The 15,944-nt window shown below is 41.2% G+C and carries 8 protein-coding genes, 6 tRNA genes and 1 pseudogene; 7 read left to right on the forward strand and 8 right to left on the reverse strand.

Annotation, left to right across the window (positions count from 1 at the left end; translation table 11 throughout):
• Positions 1–25: 25 nt before the first annotated feature.
• From JCM15074_RS23620 to gap, 8 genes and pseudogenes are all read right to left on the reverse strand, one after another.
• Entirely contained in the window at positions 26–673 is a 648-nt protein-coding gene (locus JCM15074_RS23620; protein ID WP_051536889.1) for a phosphoenolpyruvate-utilizing N-terminal domain-containing protein, read from the reverse strand.
• 7 nt (positions 674–680) lie between these two features.
• On the reverse strand, positions 681–950 hold the full coding sequence (locus JCM15074_RS12030) for an HPr family phosphocarrier protein (RefSeq protein ID WP_025821432.1): 270 nt from the start codon (positions 948–950) through the stop codon (positions 681–683).
• Between the two features lie 2 nt (positions 951–952).
• Positions 953–1,351: an ACT domain-containing protein gene (locus JCM15074_RS12035; protein ID WP_025821433.1), complete on the reverse strand. Its 399-nt coding sequence runs from the start codon at positions 1,349–1,351 to the stop codon at positions 953–955.
• A 141-nt stretch (positions 1,352–1,492) separates the two neighbouring features.
• On the reverse strand, positions 1,493–2,497 hold the full coding sequence (locus JCM15074_RS12040; RefSeq protein ID WP_025821434.1) for a D-alanine--D-alanine ligase: 1,005 nt from the start codon (positions 2,495–2,497) through the stop codon (positions 1,493–1,495).
• 87 nt (positions 2,498–2,584) lie between these two features.
• A complete protein-coding gene (gene recD / locus JCM15074_RS12045; protein WP_025821435.1) occupies positions 2,585–4,522 on the reverse strand; it encodes an exodeoxyribonuclease V subunit alpha in 1,938 nt (645 codons plus the stop codon).
• Positions 4,515–8,039 (reverse strand): annotated as a pseudogene (gene recB / locus JCM15074_RS21995) (exodeoxyribonuclease V subunit beta). Before recB ends, recD begins: the two are co-directional and overlap by 8 nt.
• On the reverse strand, positions 8,039–11,446 hold the full coding sequence (gene recC / locus JCM15074_RS12055) for an exodeoxyribonuclease V subunit gamma (protein WP_025821436.1): 3,408 nt from the start codon (positions 11,444–11,446) through the stop codon (positions 8,039–8,041). The pseudogene recB and the gene recC overlap by 1 nt, the downstream one beginning before the upstream one ends.
• Positions 11,447–11,643: 197 nt before the next feature.
• The gene (gene gap, locus JCM15074_RS12060; RefSeq protein WP_025821437.1) at positions 11,644–12,654 is read right to left on the reverse strand and encodes a type I glyceraldehyde-3-phosphate dehydrogenase; all 1,011 of its coding nucleotides are present in this window, start codon (positions 12,652–12,654) and stop codon (positions 11,644–11,646) included.
• Positions 12,655–13,234: 580 nt separating this feature from the next.
• Between gap and JCM15074_RS12065 the strand changes: the two genes are divergently transcribed.
• The 7 genes from JCM15074_RS12065 (at position 13,235) to JCM15074_RS12095 (ending at position 15,880) form a co-directional block, all read left to right on the forward strand.
• Complete coding sequence (locus JCM15074_RS12065) at positions 13,235–14,671, forward strand: glyceraldehyde-3-phosphate dehydrogenase (protein ID WP_025821438.1); 1,437 nt, start codon at positions 13,235–13,237, stop codon at positions 14,669–14,671.
• 544 nt (positions 14,672–15,215) lie between these two features.
• A tRNA-Gly gene (locus JCM15074_RS12070) sits at positions 15,216–15,291 on the forward strand.
• A gap of 37 nt (positions 15,292–15,328) precedes the next feature.
• Positions 15,329–15,402, forward strand: a tRNA-Cys gene (locus JCM15074_RS12075).
• Positions 15,403–15,433: 31 nt separating this feature from the next.
• Positions 15,434–15,519: transfer RNA gene (locus tag JCM15074_RS12080), tRNA-Leu, on the forward strand.
• Between the two features lie 61 nt (positions 15,520–15,580).
• Positions 15,581–15,656: transfer RNA gene (locus JCM15074_RS12085), tRNA-Gly, on the forward strand.
• Positions 15,657–15,688: 32 nt separating this feature from the next.
• Positions 15,689–15,762, forward strand: a tRNA-Cys gene (locus tag JCM15074_RS12090).
• A 32-nt stretch (positions 15,763–15,794) separates the two neighbouring features.
• A tRNA-Leu gene (locus JCM15074_RS12095) sits at positions 15,795–15,880 on the forward strand.
• Positions 15,881–15,944 lie beyond the last annotated feature (64 nt).

Below are 15,944 nucleotides of genomic sequence, written 5' to 3' on the forward strand. Positions count from 1 at the left end.
TAGAGCTTACCTGCTAAAGCATCAACTACGACGGCATCGCTTCAATGACTTGATGATGGTAATCACATAAAAACAGTGCTGGAATACCGTGAGCACGCGCTAAAATGGCGGTGTGACTAGTGACTCCCGTACTTTTTAATACTAATGCCTTTATATGCTGCAGTGGTAGTTGGCTAAATTCGGCAGGGGTGATGTCATCTGCAAATAACACTACCTCATGGCTAATTTGTTGACCGAAAGCTGTTTCAATATTTAAAAATAGCGCAATAAGTCGTTGGCTAAGGGATTCAATATCATTGGCTCTACTGGCAAGGTATTGATTTGCGAGTTGACTGATTTGATAAGCATGTAGACGTAAACAGCGTTCAACGGCTGCGGTAGTTGAAAATTGCCATTGGCTGATGAGTTGTTCAACTTCGCTAATAAACTCATCGTCTTCTAACAATAAGATATCTGCTTCTATCAGTTCAGTGGCTGTATCATTTATATCACTTGAGTCTCTCAGTTGTTGTAGATGGCTAATAAGTTTAAGACGTGTTTGGTGAAATATGGCGACTTCGGCTGTGACGTCTGTACATATGGACAGATAATCGGCTTTGATTATCTGTTTATTGAGTAGATGAGCATGGCCCATGGCAATGCCCTGTGAAACTGCGACCCCGTCAATATTCATGGTTAATTTAATCCTCGAGTTGGTTGATGAAATTAACCAATGATTCAACCGCCTTGAGGGCGTCATCGCCTTGGGCACTTATGGTAATTTGACTCTCTTTGGCAAGTCCTAATGTTTGCAGTTTAAATAGGCTTTTCGCATTTACAGTTTGTTGTTCTGCACTAATATTAATGTCTGCGGTAAATTGTTTGGCAAGCTTAACAAATTGGGCGGCAGGGCGAGTATGCAAACCATATTCACTGTGGATGGTCACTTGTTGCTGATGGCTATTGGTCATTATTAAGCTAATCCTTGCTGATAATTTATTACCATATAAGACTGGGATTTTAAGGCATTTATTGCGGCATCTATTTTGTCGTTTTTAACGAGAATATAATCAGTATCAAAGGTTGATATAGCAAAAATACTGATATCTGCTTGTGCTAGAGTGGTTGAAATACGTGCCATTATACCTGTCATTGAAAAGCCAAGCGGGCCCAATACTTCTAGACAACGCCAATTATCTTCGCTTTCTAAGCTATCGAATTTCAGTGTAGAAGGCACAACAATCGATAACTCTTCTTTCGTTTTACTTATAAAGTAGATGGCTTGTTCGAACACTTGAGAGGGGATAGCAGCTTGCCGTTCAAGACTATGAATGCAAAACAACTCTTGATGCAGTGCGAGCGTCATTCTCATTATAATTTCCCTTTATTAATGCCATTTATTAAAACTCAATGTTAATGATGGTAGCGTAAGCGGTTATTAGAATGAAGTGTGATGTTGTGATGGATAACAAAAAAACGCGCATAAAGCGCGTTTTATAATTTACAGTAACAGTTAAGCTAACTGTTTTAAAATGTTCTGAGTTAAAAACTCGGTAAAGTCTTCACCATGATGGCTAAGCATCTTAGGGAACATTGAAATAGGCGTTAATCCTGGGAAGGTATTAATTTCATTGAGTAAGATTTCACCGTCTTCAGTTAAAAAGAAATCAATGCGCGATAGGTGGCTGAGCTTCATGCCTTTAAACGCCGTAATTGCATATTGGCGAATTTTATCTGATAACTCATCTGAAAGGTTTTTAGCCTCTACATGAGTCACCGCTTGACTATTGGTGTCGTACTTTTCTTCAAAGGTATAGAACTTATCTGAAGCACATACAATTTCACCGGGTTTAGTGGCGATAATTTGGTCATTATATTGATACACGGCAACTTCTAACTCACGTGCTTTAATGGTTTTTTCAATAATGACATAAGGTGCGTAACTAAAGGCTTCGGTTAATTTTGCTGGCAATTCTTCAACATTATCTACTTTGTAGCAGCCCACAGATGAACCTTGGCTGGCGGCTTTGATAAAAATTGACCCCCAGTCAGCTAATGCTGCTGTTGCTTGTGCAATTGCATCATCATTTAGTTCAGCCAAAATAATGTATGGCGTATTGGGGATACCTAGCGCACTAAACCACATTTTGGCTGTAATTTTGTTAAAGCAGTTGATACTTGCTTCGGCATTACACCCAAAGAAAGGTAGGTTAATTAAATTGAAATAGCTTTGAATATCGCCTGTTTCACCCGGATAGCCATGTATACAAGGGATCACATAATCCACTGACCAATCAGTTTCTGTGCGATCAGTAAAGCGAATTTGCTTTTGGTTGGTTAATTCACAAGCTTGTCCATTAGCCGTGCGGTATTGACCTTGAGCATCTAATTCGACACGCAGCACATTAAAACGGCTATCTTTTGCCAATGATGTTTCAAAATAGTTGGCTGATAAAAGTGAAATATCATGTTCAGCACCACCACCACCGCACAGCAAAAGCAGGTTAATTTGGCTCATTGGGTTTCCTTAAAGAGCGAATGTCGACATTAATTGGATATGTTAAAGAGCAACGCTGGATTACTCAAGCGTTGCTTATTCAAATGATTACTTACTATTCAACATCAGTTGTTTGCCATAATCTTTGGCCAAGCCTGATGCCCGCTTGGTGATTTGTAGGCTAGCAGTTTCAAATACTTTCTTGTTACCGAGGCAGCTAAAGTGACTTTTTGCACGAGTAATTGCAGTGTATATCAACTCTTTAGTTAACAGTTGCCATTGCGACAAACTTGGGAATGGCGGCAAGACTAAGGCAACAGTCGCAAATTCACTGCCTTGGCTTTTATGTACCGTCATGGCATAGCAAGTTTCATGACTTGGCAAACGCGCCGGCAGCACCTTTAAAATCTGGCCATCAGCCTGAATAAAATAAGCCATAAGGCGATTATTGGCGGCTTTATCAGCCAAAATAATGCCAATGTCACCGTTAAATAGGCCAAGATTATAGTCATTACTTTGAATAATAATGGGTCTACCTAAGTAAAACTCTTGATTTGGTTGGATCAGCTTGGCTTGTTTTAAGGCGTTAGTCACACTTTGGTTTATACCATCAACACCATAATCACCAGCGCGCATTGCCGCTAAAATACGATATTGGTTATAACTATTAATAATGGTTTGTGGCTCAATATCATCGTTATGAATTTGAGTTAAATAAAGACTGTATTGCTCAACTGCCTGATTAAGTAGACTCTTTAAGCCTCGATTTTGTAACCCTTTACCATGGTGGTTAAACCAACTCAGTTCTTGATACCCCTGTTGCCAGACCTGTTTAATATCACTGGCTGAAGCTTTATTAACCGCATTAGCCAGCTGACCAATACCTGCATCGCCTTGGAATCGATGACTGTGCATTAACATGCAGAGACTGTCACCCAAACCTGAATGACTTTGTGCGTATTGGCTGAGGTCATAACCGCTTAATTGGCTTAACTGCTGTGATTGTTGAGGGCTATAGCGCATCTGCCATGACTTATTTTGTGGATGGTATAAACCCTGACAGATATCGGCCAATACTGCGCCAGCTTCTACTGAGGCCAGCTGATCTTGGTCACCTAATAAAATCAGTTTGGCATGAGGCGGCAGTGCATCGAGCAGTTTATACATCATAGGCAAGTCGACCATTGACGCTTCATCAACGACTAATAGATCTAAGCGCAGCGGGTTGTGACTGTCATGCCTAAATTTATGTGAATTAGGAATAACACCTAACAAGCGATGCAGGGTAGAAGCTTCTTCTGGCACCAGTTTTAGCGCATTGAGATCTAAACTACTCACCTGACCGACAAGATCTTGTTGTAGCCGTTGTTTAGAGGCTTTAATGGATTCACTTAAGCGGGCTGCCGCTTTACCTGTTGGTGCGACTAATTTAATTACAGGTGTTTGCTGCTGGCATAACAACAATAGCAGCTTAGTTACCGTAGTGGTTTTACCTGTACCCGGTCCGCCAGTAATCACCGCTAGATTTTGACAAGCCGCCGTCGCTGTTGCTACTTTTTGCCAATCAATAGTCCCTTGTTGCTGTGGGTATAGCTCGGCTAGCATGGTGCTTAGCTCAGTGTTATCGATACTGTTTTTTTGCTGACTAAGGCGATTTAACTTATCGGCAATACTGCGCTCAAAGTGAAAATAGCGTTGCAGGTACAGACGGCCATTATCCAAGATTAATGGTTTGTGTTCATCAGCACTGCCAATGGCATTAAATTGTTGTAGCTGTGCCGTTAGTTGTTCGGCATCAAGAGTCATCTTTATTTGACTGACTTGCTGCTTAAATGGATTGTTAAAATCGATTTGTGCTAATGGTAAACAGGTATGTTGTGAAGAAAGTTGATGGCTTAATAAGGCCGCAATAATCACAAAAATCTCGCTGTTTTCTTGCTCTAATGCGGCAAGCTCTAATGCAAAATGGCGATCTAATGGGGTAATAAGCCTTTCTTCTGTTAAATTTTTTAATAGCACATCTAGTGGTACGCTTAGGCTAAGCATCTTGTTGCTCCTTAACAGAAACCAGCGTATCTAAAGCTTCAATAAGCGCTTTGGCAGGTTTATCAAAAAATATGCCTTGTTGGCCTTGGCTATTCATCCCACGCAAGAACAAGTAATAGCAGCCACCAATGTGTTGATCATAATCATAATGCTTAAACGTTTTGATAGATAACGATGTAGCGCCAAGGTGTAGATAATATATTGCAGATCATAACGGTGATCACTGATGGCCGCTTGCAGCGCATCTTGATGATAATCATCATAGTCATTGCCAAGGTGATTAGACTTGTAGTCAGCAATATAGAATTGACCATTGTATTCAAAGGTTAAATCGATAAAGCTTTAACATGCCTTGCAGTGCATCAAAACTGAATTGGCCGTGATAACCATACTGTTGTAATAGTGCGGTTAGCGCGCTGTCTGTTAACTTACCTATAGGCAGGTAAAATTCCATTTCAACCAGCATTTGTGAGGCATGAAGTTGATTTAGGCTAAATTCTGTAGTCAGCGGCGCCGCTAAAATTTGCTGATACCAATCAAGTAGCACTTGTTGCCAGTCATTATCGATAGCGAACTTGTCCATGACGAAGGGCAGTTGTTCGATTAACGTTGCTTCGGCATTATTAAACTCAATCACTTCGAGCACTTCATGCATAAAGCTACCCGCGTTAGCGCCACGTTCAAAGGTGAAGCGGCTTGGCGCGAGTTCGACCTCCTGCTCAATCAGCACGGTTTCATCTTCTACTTCATCGCCATCACCGGGCAATATGCGTTCATGAGGTAGGTGTTTTACTAGACCAGAATAGCTACCGACACGCCACGGCGTCCCTAATTGACGTAATAGAGGCTTAACTTGATACTCTGCACAAATATTTTGCTCAGCTTCAAGGCTGATAAGTTGTTGTTCGATATCAACTTGATTAACACTAATTGCCGCTGAAGCGAGTGTTGCTGCAGCTTGTGACAGTTGCTCAAACTCACAAGCAGGCGTTGTAATACCTAATAGATAACCAATCGCCGTATTAGGTAACAAGCTGCTGATACCTTTAGATTTAGTAAAGCGGCTATGGTTAGCAATATAGAGATAACAGATCCCCGCAGCACGTGTTAATGCTACATATAGCAAGCGTAAATCTTCAGCGAGTACTTCTTGTTTGTGTTTATCCCAACCTTGCTCTGATTGGTCAATATCCCAGATTAACTCTTCATCGGTATGGTAGAGCATAGGCGAGGGCTTACGTCTATCATCACGGGCTAATGAGGTGAATGGCGCAAAACAGACTGGGTATTCCAAGCCTTTACTCTTGTGGATAGTGACGATCTTCACTAGATTCTGTTCACTTTCTAAACGCAGTTGCTGTGCTTCATTTTGACTTGGATTAATCAAGCTTTGTTCAAACCAGTTAACCAATGCACTTGGGCCGTCTAATTCTGTGGCTTGCTGTTGTAGCAGCTCTGCTAGATGCCTAAAATCGGTCAGCTTACGTTCACCGTTATCATGACTAAGCAAGCGTTCTATGAGCGAGGTTTGCTGCGCTAACATCATTAATGCGGGCATGATACCGCGCTGTTGCCAAAGTTGGTTAAGCTGGAAAAACAGTGTCAATTGCTGCTGGCGGTGCTCTTCATCTTGGTTAAATTGCATAATATCAAATGCACTGTAGCCGAGTAGTGAAGTCGCCATGGCACTGCGGATGGCGCGTTCATCTTTCGCTTTTAAAATGGCGGTTAAGATTAATGCCATTTCTGTCGCTTCAATGGTCGAAAATACATTGTCTCGACTTAAAAATACTGCGCCAATATCACGCTTTGTTAGCGCTTTTTTGATAAAACTGGCTTCGTTTCTATCACGCACTAACACCGCAATATCTTGCGCTTTGAGTGGCTTGTTTTTATAGCTACATTCACCATTAGCTGCTTGGTTGAGTAACATCGCAATTTCGTTGGCGACGTCATCAGCCAAATATTGACGGGCGCTGGTTTTGTTAAGGCCTTTTTCAGGATCTTCAGCCACCAGTCTTAATCTAAGCGCTGCACTGTCATTGTTCTTATCAATAAAGCGTGGCGCTTTACCTTCATCGGCTGCAAGCACTGAGTCAAAGGGAATCGCATCGCTGATAAAGGGATCATTACTATGACTAAATAGCTCATTAACACCATGCACCATAGCTTGACTGGAGCGATAGTTGGTGGTGAGGTTGTAATGATGTTCGGTGCGTTTACGGGCATTAATATAGGTATAAATATCCGCACCACGGAAAGCGTAAATAGCCTGTTTCGGATCACCAATCATCAATAAACCATTTTCGGGTTTATCAACCGGATAAATTGACGAGAAAATATTAAATTGCAGCGGGTCAGTATCTTGGAACTCATCGATTAGCGCGACGGGAAAACGCTCAGCAATGCGCTCCGCTAATACTGGGTTCACTTCGAGTGCATCGCTTAAGGTTTGCAGTAGATCATCGGGTGTTAATAAGTTTTTTTGGTGTTTTTGTAAATTAAAACGCCTTTTAATCCCTTGCTGGGCAAAATAAACAAATGCGCTAATAAACCCTGACATCAACTGATTAAGCTGCTCGATATGATCTAATACGGGCGCTTGTTGTGGCGTTGGAATTTGGCCGCCTTTATTGAGCTTTAACTCTGAAAGCGCCAGCACTTCAAGTGCTTTTGCTGGTGGTAAACCGTCACCGCTGTTACACCAGTTATCCATAGCATCTAAAAATACCGCTAATTTAGGGTAACCATCCGTTTTTTTACCAAAGCGCACACCATTGAGTGGCAAACTGTGTAGTAGCTCTTCAGTTGCGGCACGTTCAGTTGGCCAACGTTTCATTAAGCGATTAACTGAATCTGCTAATTGCTCAGCATGTTTATCAAAAGCCTGTGGTGTTGGCTGAGCCTTAGCCACCGTTGCGCCGAGTAATGGCCGTAAATCACGAGCGAGCTGATCGGGATCTGAATATTTTGCTGCAATGGATTGGGCTAAATTGACTGGCAGTGGGTAACAGGCTTCACGCCAAAAATCGCGCACGGCATGATGCAGATATTCGCTGTCATCAAGGGTGAATTCAGATTCAAATAAAATTGATGATTCAAATGCCATATCAGACAAAATACGCTGACAAAAACCATGAATAGTAAAAATTGCCCCTTCATCTAACGACTTTAAGGCAAGGTCTAAACGGCGCAGGGCATTGTCGCGCTCACTGGCATCAATTTGTTGGTATAACTGTTCAATAAAATCATCATTGATTGATTCAATACCAATAAAGCGCTTATAGGCAAGCTGCACCCGCTTACGGATACGATCGCGTAACTCTTCGGTGGCTGCATTGGTAAAGGTCACCACCAATATTTGCTCACAGGTGAGAGGCGTTGCGTGTTGATGACCTAGTAGTAACCTAAGGTAAAGACCAGAAATAGTGTATGTTTTGCCCGTTCCTGCACTGGCTTCAATTAAGCGATTACCGGTAAATTCAAGTGAAAGTGGTGCTAATGCTTGAGTGGTCATTAATGCTGTTCCTCAAACTGGGCTGATTCGACATAGGTACTGAGCTGACTCAGTTTATCTTTATGGTACAGACTGAGTAAGGGGTGTAATAAGTTGCCAGCGACGGCGCCAAAGCTATCTTTATCAAAATCATCAGGGAAACTAAATAGACGGCGATAATGTGGGTTTTGACCTTCACCAATATCGGTGTTTTCGTCAAGCCAGACTGCTCTTGCTTGTAATAGCTTTTCTGAGTGTTCTCCATCCGCTTCTGTATAAGCAAGTGAGGTTTTTGCCATAAAAGGTAACGGCCGTGCTTGCCCTTGTAAGAAATAGGCTAACCAGACACTCAATTGATTTTTGGCTTGCATTGGCGTGAGCGGCGCAAAGCTGTGGAAATGGCCAATATCAAGCAGATAACTTGGTTTGTTATAACCCATGGCATTTAAGCACAGATGACGTAAATAGACTCTCACCAAATCGTTACCATTTGCACCGCCTGGGCGGTAGTTGACTAGACCTTTAGTGCCAACATCATCAATACGACCCACTAATTGAATGGTTTGTAATTCATGTAGTGGATGAGCAAAGCTGAGTTCAACATTGACCTGTTTAAGTGACTCACCGGTTAAATAAAGGGTGCGACCAATCAAGGGTTTTATATCGTGTTGATATTGGTTGATTAACAGTTGATCAAATGGTGCCATAGGTAAATTACCACTGGCTTTATACTTACCAATCAGATCATGCGATACGATTTCTGATTGATGTTCAATGCCATCATTAACCATCTCAAATTGCAGTTTATAACGCGCTAATGCATTGAGAGAAAAGGGCTCATCATTATCATCTGCTTGAATATCTAAAGCCAGATCAAGCTTGAGAGTACGGTTAAAAAAGTACTGACTCGGATTACGATAAAAACGAATTAATGCCGATAGTTCAATCTGCTGTTCAAGTTCCACAAATTGCTCAAGGCTGGTTTGCGGGTCAACAAACTTGGCTTGCTCAATATGACTGCTCGGACACCACTGATTAGCATAGCTCTGCTGCTCAGGTTTTGTGGAGTCATAGAGTTTGCCATCAAAGGGTTGCAGTGGCATTTCAACAATCATTTGCTCGGCAATATTGTTTTCAATTTTTTCGATGTCATCACTATCCATTAGTGTTTCTGGCTGATAGCTCAGTTGACAATATTCAACTAATTCAGAGACTAACATTGATGGAATTCTTTCACTATTATCGCGTTCACTGTGACCGATATAGCTGATATATAGCTGGTCACGGGCAGATAACAAGGCTTCTAAAAATAGATATCTATCGTCTAAACGACGAGAACGATCTCCTTTACGTGGCCCCATATGTGCCACTAAATCAAAGCCAATTGGATGTTGAACACGTGGATACACACCATCATTCATCCCCAGTAAGCAAACCACTTTAAATGGGATAGAACGCATCGGCATGAGCGTACAAAAGTTAACGCTACCTGCGAGATAACGTTGACCCACTCTTGACTCTGATAACGCTTGTTTAAACCAGTTTTGAATAATATCGCTGGCGACAGGATAAGCGATACCTGCATGGGTAAACTCTTGGCTCAGTTTAAGTTGAGCATCGCGGATCTCTTGTAACTGTTGCCGTTCATCGTCATCAGTATCATAAAAGTCGTTGAGCAATTGTTGTAACTGTTCAATACGCTCACCGATATTGGCTTCTTGGCTCAATTGGGCCATGAGTTGATCAAGGCTGCTAATAAAGTCGAGTAGCTTTCCTAAAGCTTGCGCTGATTGTCCTTCAATACCATCAACGGCTAATACATCATGATAAAGTGGTGAGTTATCTGTAAGCGCATAACCTAAAATTAAGCGTTTAATACCAAATGCCCATGAGTTTTGACTAAATGCGGGCACATCTTGTTTTATACGGCTTTGCTCATCACGGCCCCAACGCACAGCGGCTTGCTCAAGCCAACGTCTAATTTGAGCGAGATCTTCATCAATTAAATCAAAACGTCTTAATACTGCTGGCACCTCCAAAATGCTGAGGATTTCAGTGAGAGCAAAACGGCTTTGATTAAGATTTAATAGACTTAAAAAACTATTGATTAAAGGTGATTCTTGCGCCGCGCCGCGGTCTGCAATGGCATAAGGGATATAGTGTTGACCTTGTTTACTGCTAAATACGGCATCAATGTAGGGCGCATAACTGGCAACATCTGGCAGCATCACAACAATATCTTTTGCCTGTAGCTGCGGTTGCTCACTTAATAAATTTAAAAGGTGATCATGCAGGGTTTCAATTTCACGTAATGGGCTATGACAACTGCGCAGGGTAATCGAGCTATCATCAGCTTTGAGTATGCGGCGATCATCAGTAGATAAATAAAGGGCGGCGTCTGGCCCTAAGCTGCGGCCACGGGTTTCGAGTTGCAAAATGTCATACTGCACCCCGTGTAATAGGTTATCAGCAGCTAAGTCGTGATAGCTATCAAAGCCTAATTGACAGCTGTTTTCTGGCAGTTCTAATAATAGATCTAATAACTCACGTCCCATTTTTCCATTGTTGGCTAAAATGGGGTTTCCGACTTCGAGCTTGTCTTGCCAGTCTTCTGTAAGCTGTTTACGTTCGCCGTAAGCTAGCGCCATTCTTGCCCGTTGTTTGGGATCAATAATATCGCCCCAATAATGCTGGCAAGGGCTGAGATTAAGCATATAGACATCGATACGGCTAGATAAGTAATGCAAGATTTGCAGAGTTTGCGGTGCCATTGATGATATTCCGAATACAAATAAGCGTTTCGGCAGTTTGCTGATATCAGTATTAGGATCGGCTAGGGCATCTGCTAGTGCTTGGTGCAAATTAGCACGGTGATAATGGCTTTGATGAAGCTCATTGGCGTTATAGTTGATTAACGCGCGCCAAAGAATCGGTTGCCATGCTTGTTCTTCATTTAGGCTAATGGGATTTTCATTATGTTCCCAAGCTGTTATCCAATCTGGACGGTACACTAAATATTGGTCAAAAATATCGGCAATACGGCCACATAGCTGATACAGCTTGAGTGGCTGGCTATCTGCTAGATAATTTTTAAGCGAACTAAATTCTGTTTGTTCAAGTAAAGAGGGCAGCAGTCCCATTAACTTCCAAGTCATTAATGGTTTGGTAAATGCGTTCTCTTTCGGCACATTAGCTAATAAGGTATGGCACAGTTGCCAAGTAAAGCTGGATGGTAGTGGAAATGACAGTGCTGCCGCCACTTGATTATGTTTGGCTATCTCAAGCCTTAACCAAGTTGACATACCAGGGCTTTGTACCAAGATATGTTCATTTTCCAACATACTCATATTTTCAAGAGGTGATGATAATAGTCCTGCTAATACCGAACTTAAGCGTTCCATTTGATTCGATTGAATAAGATAAAGCATGCAACCTTCTGCTATAAGCTAATGAGCAAGATGCAACATTCTAAAGGTTTTTTCTAAAGGGTAGCAATATTGAAGAGGGGATTTACGACGTTAACATTGTAATATGTGATTGTTTGCAGAAACGGTGAGCAGAGGCAAATGAATAAACACAAAAAAGCCCGCATCGCTGCAGGCTTTCAAATAGATAATCGAGTCGATTACTTAGCGTTCATTAGGGCAACGGTATTGTCTAGCATACGGTTGCTGAAGCCCCATTCGTTATCATACCAAGACATCACTTTAACCAAACGGCCGCTTACGCGAGTTTGAGTTGCATCAAAGTTTGAAGAGAATGCGTTATGGTTGAAGTCCATAGAAACTAAAGGTTCATGGTTAACATGAAGTACTTCGCTCATTGGTGCTAATTTAGCTGCTTCTTCAATAATTTGGTTAACTTCTTCGATTGTAGTATCACGTGATGCGATAAACGATAAGTCAACTAATGATACGTTTGCAGTAGGAACACGAACCGCTAGACCGTCAAACTTACCTTGAAGTTCTGGAACAACTAGACCTACAGCAGCAGCTGCACCAGTCTTAGTCGGGATCATGTTAAGTGCTGCTGCACGAGCACGGTGTAAATCTGTGTGGTAAACATCAGATAGACGTTGATCGTTAGTGTATGAGTGAATAGTGGTCATTAAACCAGACTCAATGCCTAACTTGTCATTTAACGGCTTAGCAAAAGGCGCTAAACAGTTAGTAGTACAAGAAGCGTTTGAGATCACTGTCATATCAGCGGTTAAGATGTCGTTGTTAACACCGTAAACTACTGTTGCATCTACATTTTTACCTGGTGCAGAAATAATAACTTTCTTAGCGCCAGCATCTAAATGCGGCTGTACAGCTTCTTTAGAAGTGAAGATACCAGTACATTCGTAAACCACATCAACATTTAACTCTGCCCAAGGCAAGTTAGCTGGGTTACGCTCTTGGAAGGTTAGAATTTTGTCGCCGTTTACATAAATTGCTTCGTTGTCGTTTTCAACTTTAGCGTTAAAGCGGCCGTGAACTGTATCGTATTTGGTTAGGTGGGCATTAATTGAAGAGTCACCTAAATCGTTAATCGCAACGATTTCGATTGGGTAATTCTTTTCGCTTTCATAAAGCGCACGAAGAATGTTACGGCCGATACGGCCATAGCCGTTAATTGCAACACGGATAGTCATTTCTTATCCCTCAATGATAATTAAATCTTCTGGTAGTAAAATTACCAAATTGACATCTATCGTCAAGCTATATCTATCAAAAATGTGTGAATTTGGCTTGAATTAGCCCAAATTAGTTAGGTAGATCGCCTTTTACAATTTTATTGTGAAATTTTGTGTCATTAATTTACAACATGGCAGGTTTTTTGCCGAGCTTATGAAATAAGCGTAATTACATGGCTAGGTATAGCATAAACATGGTATATCGCGAGTTGTGATAAAAATTAAAATATTTTTAAGGATTATTCTTACAAAAGTTTTAGTCATTTCTTGAGAATCAATGATTAACGATTTGAAATCGGCTCATATAACAGCAAATGATGTAATAATTACAAAACCGCAGAAAACTATAACCAAAATCATCTATTTTTTATAATAAAATTACATGGTTAGCGAAATTTTGTTACTGGAAACCCTGCCTGCGATTCATTACAATAGCGCCGACTAAGAAAGGTGACTCGTTAATGTTTAGCGAATAACACCTCCATATTTCGACATAAACCCTTTTATCAAATGTAAAAGTGGAATAAAGGATTTGTACATGAGCGCTGATAAACACCTACGAAGTTGGCAAGAACGTTTTGAAATGGCTGAAGCGATGCAGCCATTATTAGGTAAGCTATACCGTAATCAAGGAGTTGAGGTATTAGTTTATGGTCGTCCGTTAATTAATACGCCGACTATCGATATTATTAAAGCGCATCGTATCGTACGTCGTCACGTGGGTGAGAAATTACGTTTACGTGAAAGTTTCCCATTTATTAAAGCACTGAGTAATCTAAACGTTAAGCAGTGCCGCGTTGATATCGGCAAGCTTGCAGTAAAATACTGGGCTGAACATGATAATGCTGATTCAATTGAAGCTTATATGGCACAAGAGTTAGCAAGTGCTATAGACCGTGCTGATGAGATTGAACCAAGAGATGTTGTATTGTACGGCTTTGGTCGTATCGGTCGTCTACTTGCTCGTTTATTGATTGAAAAGACTGGCCAGAGTAATAAGCTTCGCTTAAAAGCCATTGTTTTACGTGGTGGTCGCCCAGGCGATTTAGAGAAGCGCGCTAGTTTATTACGTCGTGATTCTGTGCACGGCCCGTTCAATGGTTCTGTGTCTATTGATGAAGAGAATAATGCCATTATTGCAAATGGTACTTATATTCAAGTCATTTACGCTAACTCACCTGCTGAAGTTGATTACACCAAGTATGGTATCAACAACGCATTAGTTGTTGATAACACGGGTATTTGGAAAGATGAAGCTGGTCTTGGCCAACATCTAGCATGTCCAGGTGCTGCAAAAGTATTGTTAACTGCACCAGCTAAAGGTGAGATTAAAAACATCGTTTACGGCGTTAACGAAGATGATATTTTAGCAACTGATATGATTGTTTCTGCAGCGAGCTGTACGACTAATGCAATTACACCTGTGTTAAAAGCGGTCAATGATAAATATGGTATTGAGAATGGTCATGTTGAAACCATTCATTCATACACCAATGATCAGAACTTAATTGATAACTATCATAAAGCCGATCGCCGTGGTCGTAGTGCACCGTTAAACATGGTTATTACTGAAACCGGTGCAGCTAAAGCAGTAGCTAAAGCATTACCAGTACTTGCGGGTAAATTAACAGGTAATGCGATTCGTGTTCCTACACCAAACGTATCAATGGCGATTATTAGCCTTAACCTTAAAGCTGAAACCTCTAAGGATGATATTAACGAGCATCTTCGTTTTATTTCATTACATTCAGAGTTACAAAATCAAATTGATTTTAGTGAATCAACTGAAATGGTATCGAGTGATTTAGTAGGTTCTCGTTTTGCGGGTATCTTAGATTCACAAGCTACGATTGCTGATGGTAACCGCGCTATTTTATATGTGTGGTATGACAATGAGTTTGGTTATAGCTGTCAGGTTGTTGGCGTAATGCAAAAGATGCTAGGCCTTAACTATTTAAGCTTGCCTGTTAGCTAAACGGTGATGATTGATTAAATTAACGCCTCTTCATTAGAAGGGGCGTTTTTGTTGTGCAGATACCCAAACAATTTGAAGTTGCTATTTTCAAAAGCACTTTAAGTTAGCTCAAAAACGGTTTGAACTTGTTTAAGGTTTTCTTTGATAGGTTTTAACGTGCTTTATATTGCGTATTAATATTGGTAGGGGAATCACTATTAACTAACGGCAACCGATATCTTATCTAAAGCTGGTTAATTTTGTAACTTCAAATAGTTTGAGTATATAAGAAATGTTGATGAGTTTTCGATGCCTATATTTCAAACAATAAATTGTTTTATAATCTGTGACTTAGGCTATTTCGTCAGCAATATTAAAGAAATTGTTTTAAAAACGGTCGGTTGATCGCGAATAACGTTATTTTACGAAAAACTTGATTGACTCCAACAAGCAAATCGGTAGAATGCGTCTCGTAGTCAGGACGAAGTCGCTCTTATGAGTAATAAGTTTTGATGAATGAGTTCTAGCAATAGGATTCAAACTTGTAGTAAATCTTAAGAAGAAGGCGACATTAGCTCAGTTGGTAGAGCGATACCTTGCCAAGGTATAGGTCATCGGTTCGAACCCGATATGTCGCTCCAATTTCACTTAGAAGTTTAAGTGGAATAGCAACAAAGTGGCGCGATGGCAGAATGGCTATGCTGCGGATTGCAAATCCGCCGATCTCGGTTCGACTCCGGGTCGCGCCTCCACTATATGTTTAACAATAGTTAAGCACACTATGCCCGAGTGGTGGAATCGGTAGACACAAGGGATTTAAAATCCCTCGCTGAATAAGCGTGCCAGTTCAAGTCTGGCCTCGGGTACCATTTCTTAAAATGGTAGTGAAGTTAAGTTGTATCAAATACAACAAAATAGGCAACACAATATGCGACATTAGCTCAGTTGGTAGAGCGATACCTTGCCAAGGTATAGGTCATCGGTTCGAACCCGATATGTCGCTCCAATCTCTCTTTAAGTGAGATTAAGCAACAAAGTGGCGCGATGGCAGAATGGCTATGCTGCGGATTGCAAATCCGCCGATCTCGGTTCGACTCCGGGTCGCGCCTCCACTATATGTTTAACAATACGTTAAGCACACTATGCCCGAGTGGTGGAATCGGTAGACACAAGGGATTTAAAATCCCTCGCTGAATAAGCGTGCCAGTTCAAGTCTGGCCTCGGGTACCATTTATTAAAATGGTAGTGATATTGAAACAAAAAATGCGACATTAGCTCAGTTGGAAGGTTGAAT

The sequence above is a fragment of the Shewanella marina JCM 15074 genome (assembly GCF_000614975.1).
GTDB lineage: Bacteria > Pseudomonadota > Gammaproteobacteria > Enterobacterales > Shewanellaceae > Shewanella > Shewanella marina.

What these genes read in the sequence shown, in the direction of transcription:
- recD (WP_025821435.1), bottom strand. Translation starts at nt 4,522, where the DNA reads ATGCTTAGCCTAAGCGTACCACTAGATGTGCTATTAAAAAATTTAACA.
- JCM15074_RS12065 (WP_025821438.1), top strand. Translation starts at nt 13,235, where the DNA reads ATGAGCGCTGATAAACACCTACGAAGTTGGCAAGAACGTTTTGAAATG.
- JCM15074_RS12035 (WP_025821433.1), bottom strand. Translation starts at nt 1,351, where the DNA reads ATGAGAATGACGCTCGCACTGCATCAAGAGTTGTTTTGCATTCATAGT.
- JCM15074_RS23620 (WP_051536889.1), bottom strand. Translation starts at nt 673, where the DNA reads ATGAATATTGACGGGGTCGCAGTTTCACAGGGCATTGCCATGGGCCAT.
- recC (WP_025821436.1), bottom strand. Translation starts at nt 11,446, where the DNA reads ATGCTTTATCTTATTCAATCGAATCAAATGGAACGCTTAAGTTCGGTA.
- gap (WP_025821437.1), bottom strand. Translation starts at nt 12,654, where the DNA reads ATGACTATCCGTGTTGCAATTAACGGCTATGGCCGTATCGGCCGTAAC.
- JCM15074_RS12030 (WP_025821432.1), bottom strand. Translation starts at nt 950, where the DNA reads ATGACCAATAGCCATCAGCAACAAGTGACCATCCACAGTGAATATGGT.
- JCM15074_RS12040 (WP_025821434.1), bottom strand. Translation starts at nt 2,497, where the DNA reads ATGAGCCAAATTAACCTGCTTTTGCTGTGCGGTGGTGGTGGTGCTGAA.